The organism is Streptomyces toxytricini (genome assembly GCF_014649915.1).
Classification (GTDB): domain Bacteria; phylum Actinomycetota; class Actinomycetes; order Streptomycetales; family Streptomycetaceae; genus Streptomyces; species Streptomyces toxytricini.
The window spans coordinates 149,117-155,833 of record NZ_BMTY01000021.1; the positions used below are offsets into that span (position 1 = coordinate 149,117).

Sequence of the window (6,717 nt, forward strand, 5' to 3'; positions counted from 1 at the left end):
AAGTCAATCCCCTGTGGGGACTTTCTTCGGGCTGCGTCTCCGTCTCCGGCCTTTCGGCCCGCTCCGGCGGCGCAGAAAGAACATTACCGGATGGCTGACCGTGCTCCAAAACGGGTATCCAGCGCCAGCACCTCCGGGAGCTGGGCGAGCCCCGCGATCCGGTGCACTCCGGCCGGCCCGGGACCGCGTACACCGTCGCGATCCAGCCACACCGCGGTGAGGCCGGCGTCCCGGGCGCCCCGTGCGTCGATCTCCGGCTGGTCGCCCACGTACGCGACCTCGGACGGCGGCAGCCCCAGCGCCTCGCAGGCCGCGAGGAAGGCGGCGGCCTCCGGCTTGCTGACGCCCAGCTCGGCGGCGCACAGGAGCACTTCGAAGCGCTCGCGCAGCCCGAGGTGGCGGAGTTTGGCGTCCTGGTTGGCGGTGGAGGAGTTGGACAGCACGCCGTGCCGGTAGCGGCCCGCCAGCGCGTCCAGGACGGGGAGGACGTCCGGGAAGACCGCCCAGGCGGCCTTGTAGTGCTCGACGTACCGGTCGAACCAGGAGTCGGCCTCGGCGTCGTCCATCGCGGGCTCCCCGAGGAAGTCCCGCACCCTGTCGCGCCGCTGTCCCTGGAAGGTGGTCTCACCGGCCGCGAAGCGGTCCCACTGGCGGACCGTGGCCTCCCGCCACAGCGCGAGCGCCTCGGCGGGCGACCCGTAGCGCTCCCCCATGCCCACCTCGGCGAGCCGGCGCGCAAGCCCGGCGGTGTCCGCCCCCGTGTAGTCGAACAGGGTGTCGTCGATGTCCCACAGCACGGCGCGGATCGGCATACCGCCGAGGCTACGCCCCCGGCGCGCGCCTGCGGAGGCGTACGGGAAAATCCGGCGGTTGCGGCGCGGCCGAGGCTTGCGGGGAACGCCGCAGGGGGCGGCCTCCGGGGCTTTCGGAGGCCGCCCCCTGCGGGACGTGCGAGCCGCGGATCAGGCGGCGGTGGCGGCCAGCTTGGCCAGGGCGGCGTCGATGCGCGCCAGCGAGCGCTCCCTGCCCAGGATCTGCAGGGACTCGAACAGCGGCAGGCCGACGGTGCGGCCGGTGACGGCGACGCGGACCGGGGCCTGGGCCTTGCCGAGCTTGAGGCCGTGGGCCTCGCCCGCGGCGAGGACGGCCTGCTTGAGCGACTCCGGGTCGTTCCAGTCGGCCGTCTCCAGGCGGGCGCGGGCGGAGGTCAGCAGGCCCGCCGGGTCGCCCTTCATGGCCTTGTCCCAGGAGGCCTGGTCCTCGACCGGCTCCTTGCGGAAGAGGAAGTCGACGTTCGCGGTGATGTCCGACAGGACGGTCACGCGGGTCTGGGCGTACGGCGCGATGGCCGCCCAGGCTTCGGCGTCGAAGTCCTCGGGCTCCCAGTTGGCGAAGGGGGCCTGCAGCCACGGCGCGCACGCGTCGGCGAAGGCCTTCCCGTCCAGCCGGCGGATGTGGTCGGCGTTGATCGCCTCGGCCTTCTTCAGGTCGAAGCGGGCCGGGTTGGCGTTGACGCCGTCGATGTCGAACTTCGCCACCATCTCCTCGATCGAGAAGACGTCCTGGTCCTTGGAGAAGGACCAGCCGAGCAGCGACAGGTAGTTCAGCAGGCCCTCGGGCAGGAAGCCGCGCTCGCGGTAGAGGTTGAGCGAGGACTCCGGGTCGCGCTTGGAGAGCTTCTTGTTGCCCTCGCCCATGACGTACGGCAGGTGGCCGAACTGCGGGACGGCCTTGGCGACGCCGAGCTCGATGAGCGCCCCGTACAGGGCGATCTGGCGGGGGGTGGAGGAGAGCAGGTCCTCGCCGCGCAGGACGTGGGTGATCTCCATCAGCGCGTCGTCGACCGGGTTGACGAGCGTGTAGAGCGGGGCGCCGTTGGCGCGCAGGATGCCGAAGTCCGGCACGTTCTCCGGGGTGAAGGTCAGCTCGCCGCGGACCAGGTCGGTGAAGGTGATCGGCTCGTCGGGCATCCGGAAGCGGACGATCGGCGTGCGGTGCTCGCCCTGGTACGCCTCCACCTGGACGGCGGTCAGCTCGCGGCAGTGGCCGTCGTAACCGGAGGGCTTGCCGGCGGCGCGGGCGGCCGCGCGGCGGGCGTCGAGCTCCTCGGTGGTGCAGTAGCAGTCGTAGGCGTAGCCGCCGTCCTTGAGCTTCTTCGCGACGTCCGCGTAGATCTCCATGCGCTGCGACTGGCGGTACGGGGCGTGCGGGCCGCCCACCTCGGGGCCCTCGTCCCAGGTGAAGCCGAGCCAGCGCAGCGAGTCCAGCAGCTGGACGTACGACTCCTCGGAGTCGCGGGCCGCGTCGGTGTCCTCGATGCGGAAGACGAACGTGCCGCCGTGGTGGCGGGCGAACGCCCAGTTGAACAGGGCGGTGCGGACCAGGCCCACGTGGGGGTTGCCGGTCGGCGAGGGACAGAAACGTACGCGGACGGGGGTCGCGTTAGCCACGCTTGATCACCTTGTTGGTGAGAGTGCCGATGCCTTCGATGGTGACGGCGACCTCGTCGCCGACGCTGAGGGGGCCGACTCCGGCCGGGGTCCCCGTGAGGATGACGTCGCCGGGGAGCAGCGTCATCGCCTCGCTGATGTGGACGACGAGGTCCTCGACGGAGCGGACCATGTCGGCGGTGCTGCCGAGCTGGCGCTGCTCGCCGTTGACGGTGCACTGGACGGCCAGGCCCGCGGCGACGGCCGCCGGGTCGATGCCGGTCTCGATCCAGGGGCCGAGCGGGCAGGCGCCGTCGAAGCCCTTGGCCCGGGCCCACTGCTGCTCGCGCTTCTGCACGTCGCGGGCGGTGACGTCGTTGGCGCAGGTGAAGCCGAGGACGACCTCGGCCACGCGCTCGCGGGGGACCTCGCGGCACATCCGGCCGATCACGACGGCGAGCTCCGCCTCGTGGTGGACGTCCTGGGAGAAGGAGGGGTAGGGGATCGGGTCGCCGGGGCCGATCACCGAGGTCGACGGCTTGAAGAAGGTGATCGGCGCGTCGGGGACGGCGTTGCCGAGCTCCGCCGCGTGCTCCGCGTAGTTGCGGCCGACGGCCACGACCTTGTTCGGGAGCACGGGCGGCAGCAGCCGGACCTTGCTCAGCGGGACCTTCGTGCCGGACAGCTCGAAGTCCGCGAACGGGATGCCCTTGATGATGTCGAGGACGGGCTCGCCCCCGGCGCCGGGGGCCGAGTCGCCCTCGACCGCGCCGAACGCGACATTGCCGTCGATCGAGAACCTGGCGATGCGCACGCTTTGCGTCTGCCCCTCTGTCATTTCCGCTGGCTGGAGTCTGCGGACTCCAGGCTAACGCGGTGGGAGGCGGGGCCCGGCTCTTTGCGCCGGCGGCCCGTCGCGGGGCGCCGGCGGCTGCGCGCCGCCGTCTGCGGCTACGGGGCGGCGGGGGCGGCGGCCGGGGCGTCCATCAGGACGGTGCGGCGCGGGTTCGCGGTCTGGGTGGGCAGCTCGACGGCGTGCTCCGGAGCCTGCGGCGCCTGCAGTTCCTCGGCGTCCTTGAGGTGCGCGAGGGTGGTGCGGCGCGGGTTGGCTATGTTGCGGAACATCATCGTCGTCTTCATCGGAGTCTCGGGCCTCGGCTCGGTCGTCGGGTGGGGTTGTCGGTTCCTTCAACCCTGTAAAGGGCAAGGCTAAACATCGAAATCCCCGCCTGAACCGGGAAGTATTGGCCAAGGACATGTGAGTTTGCTCACCAGTGACCCGGCAATACGGACATAACAGGCAGTCAACTACGGGCGCCGAAACGGACATTGCGCCACTGAATAAGCCATTCCGCTCCTGATCATTACGACTGGGACACCTTGCCAGCCGTGACGTTTGGGCGACGTAAGTCCGATTCACCCCGAAAGGTTTCCCACCGTGCGTAGCGCGGCGATCACATGGTGTGGCCGACTCCGGGGGCCGACACGCGCACCTTGTTGGAGATCCGCCACTGTGCTGGAATTCGCGGGACCGCCGCGGGAGAACCCCGGCGCGCAGGTGGCGCGAGACTGCGCCGCGCGGCGGTAACGGAAGGATGACGCGCCGGTCACCGACGACCACCATGGGGCCGCAAGCAAGCGCCCCACGACTCGACACCGTCCCACCGTCGCCCGGCGGGACGCCTGGTCCAGAGGTTGCGACGCTAGTGCAGGGACGATTCAAGCGGGATGGCAAGGGGTCTCCCCAGGCCCTTCAGGGCCGAGGGGATGCTGCGGCGGAGCAGGAGCCTCGCGGCGGGACCGACCGAGGCTCCTCGCCCCAGCACGCCCAAGGCCGCGGGCCGGCCCTCGAAGGCGCGGCCCCCGAGGCCGCCGGTGCGAAGGGCGGCGTGAAGAGCAAGGCCACCCGCATCAAGGCCCGGGGCAAGAACAAGGGCAAGGCCGCGGCCGAGTCCCCGGCCGAGAAGGACACCGCGATACCCGCGGCCCCTCCCGGGCCCGGCTCCCGCCTGCACATGCAGAACTGGCGCATCAGCACGCGCCTGGTGTCGCTGCTGACCCTCCCCGTCGTCGCCGCCACCAGCCTCGGCGGCTTCCGCATCAACGACTCGCTCAACGACATCGAGCAGCTGGAGCACATGCAGCTGCTGACCACGATGACCCGGCAGGCCACCAACCTGGCCGCCGCGCTCCAGGAGGAGCGCGACCGCTCAGCGGGTCCGCTGTCGACCGACAAGTCCGGCAAGATGGACACCCTTGTCACGGGCGTCCGCGCGCAGACAGACGCCGCCGCGAAGGCCTTCGCCAACGCGACCGAGCGCGTCGACAGCGCCGAGGACAAGGACGAGACGCTCAAGTCGATCCGCAACAACATCCTGCAGATCGGCCGCCAGCTCGTCAGCCTGGAGACGGTCCGCAAGAACGCGTACCAGAACGGCGCGCAGCAGACCGTCACCGAGTACAACCAGCTGATCGTCTCGCTGCTCTCGCTCTCCCAGGACATGGCGCAGGCCACCTCCAGCCCGGAGATGATCAAGCGTACGCGCGCCCTGGCCGCGTTCTCCTCCGCCAAGGAGTACGCCTCGATCCAGCGCGCCATCATCGCCGCCTCGCTGCCCGACGGCGGCGAGAAGACCGGCAACCTCACCGAGAACGACCGCCTCTACGCCCTCTCCGCGCAGCGCGGCGAGGGCCAGGCGAAGAAGACCTTCGAGCTCGTCTACCAGGGCAACTCCGAGGACCTCCTCGCGGCGCTCGGCGACGGCAACCCCGAGATCGGCAAGGCGGACCACTACACCCGCCGCGTCCTGTCGAACCCGAACCAGTTCGCGAAGGAGACGCAGTACCGCTCCTGGATGGACTGGTACGACGCGGACGACACCAAGCTCCAGGCCATGAAGGTCATCGAGCTGACGCTGCTCGAGGACATGGAGCAGAAGGCCCGCGAGCTGAAGAACGAGTCGCAGCGCGACGCCATCATCAACGGTGCGCTGATCCTCCTCGTCCTCGGCGTGTCCCTCGTCGGCGCGTTCGTCATGGCCCGGTCCATGATCGGATCGCTGCGCCGCCTGCAGGACACCGCGACCAGGGTCGCCCAGGACCGCCTGCCCGAGCTCGTCAAGCAGCTCTCCGAGTCCGACCCGCAGGACGTCGACACGTCCGTGGAGTCCGTCGGCCTGCACACCCGCGACGAGATCGGCCAGGTGGCGGCGGCCTTCGACGACGTGCACCGCGAGGCGGTCCGCCTCGCCGCCGAGCAGGCCCTCCTGCGGGGCAACGTCAACGCGATGTTCACCAACCTCTCGCGCCGCTCCCAGGGCCTCATCCAGCGCCAGCTCTCGCTCATCTCCGAGCTGGAGTCCCGCGAGGCCGACCCGGACCAGCTGTCCTCGCTCTTCAAGCTCGACCACCTCGCCACCCGCATGCGCCGGAACGGCGAGAACCTCCTCGTCCTCGCGGGTGAGGAGCCGGGCCGCCGGTGGACCCGCCCCGTCCCGCTCGTCGACGTCCTGCGCGCCGCGGCGTCCGAGGTGGAGCAGTACGAGCGCATCGAGCTGGCGTCGGTGCCGGGCACCGACGTCGCCGGCCGCGTCGTCAACGACCTCGTGCACCTGCTCGCCGAGCTGCTGGAGAACGCCACGTCGTTCTCCTCCCCGCAGACCAAGGTCAAGGTCACCGGCCACGCGCTGCCCGACGGCCGCGTGCTGGTCGAGATCCACGACACCGGCATCGGCCTCTCCCCCGAGGACCTCGCCGCGATCAACGAGCGGCTCGCCGCGCCGCCGACCGTGGACGTCTCCGTCTCCCGCCGCATGGGCCTCTTCGTGGTCGGCCGCCTGTCCCTGCGACACGGCATCCGCATCCAGCTGCGCCCGTCCGACTCGGGCGGCACCACGGCCCTCGTCATGCTGCCGGTGGACGTCGCCCAGGGCGGCAAGAAGCCGGGCGGCCCGGGTGGCCCCGGCGGCCAGGGCGGCCAGGGTGCCGCGGGTCCGCAGGGCGGTCCCGGCAGCTCCGCGGGCCAGGGCTCCGGCCCGGCCGGCGGCGCCCGCCAGGGCGTCGGCGCCGCTCCGCAGCGCAGCGGTGTGGCCGCGGCGATGGGCCAGCGCGCGGCGCTGGCCGGCCAGCGCGGCGCGGGCGGCCCGCAGGGCAACCGCCCGCAGCAGGGCGCTCCCGGCGGCCGTCCGCAGGGCGGCCCCGGCATGCCCGCCGCTCCGGCGGGACAGGGCCAGGGCGGCTTCGGCGGCGGTGCGCCGATGCCGAACCGCGCTCCGGCCGGCGGGCCCGG

5 protein-coding genes are annotated in these 6,717 nt (G+C 71.7%); 1 reads left to right on the plus strand and 4 read right to left on the minus strand.

Features of this window, described 5'->3' with window-relative positions:
• Positions 1–83: 83 nt before the first annotated feature.
• The 4 genes from IE170_RS25160 to IE170_RS25175 all read right to left on the minus strand — a co-directional run bounded on the left by IE170_RS25160 (position 84) and on the right by IE170_RS25175 (position 3,569).
• Positions 84–812, minus strand: coding sequence for an HAD family hydrolase (locus IE170_RS25160; RefSeq protein ID WP_189811709.1), 729 nt, complete (start codon positions 810–812; stop codon positions 84–86).
• 150 nt (positions 813–962) lie between these two features.
• Positions 963–2,450: a glutamate--tRNA ligase gene (gltX, locus tag IE170_RS25165; RefSeq protein WP_189811710.1), complete on the minus strand. Its 1,488-nt coding sequence runs from the start codon at positions 2,448–2,450 to the stop codon at positions 963–965.
• Positions 2,443–3,243, minus strand: a complete 801-nt coding sequence (locus IE170_RS25170; protein WP_114054335.1) for a fumarylacetoacetate hydrolase family protein — start codon at positions 3,241–3,243, stop codon at positions 2,443–2,445. The genes gltX and IE170_RS25170 overlap by 8 nt, the downstream gene beginning before the upstream one ends.
• Positions 3,244–3,380: 137 nt before the next feature.
• Entirely contained in the window at positions 3,381–3,569 is a 189-nt protein-coding gene (locus IE170_RS25175) for a hypothetical protein (protein ID WP_125541138.1), read from the minus strand.
• A gap of 566 nt (positions 3,570–4,135) precedes the next feature.
• Between IE170_RS25175 and IE170_RS25180 the strand changes: the two genes are divergently transcribed.
• The coding region (locus IE170_RS25180) for a sensor histidine kinase (RefSeq protein ID WP_229885141.1) at positions 4,136–6,717 on the plus strand (2,582 nt) is incomplete at its 3' end.

Excerpts from the sequence above, each read along its gene's own strand:
- IE170_RS25175 (WP_125541138.1), bottom strand. The coding sequence starts at position 3,569 with ATGAAGACGACGATGATGTTCCGCAACATAGCCAACCCGCGCCGCACC.
- IE170_RS25160 (WP_189811709.1), bottom strand. The coding sequence starts at position 812 with ATGCCGATCCGCGCCGTGCTGTGGGACATCGACGACACCCTGTTCGAC.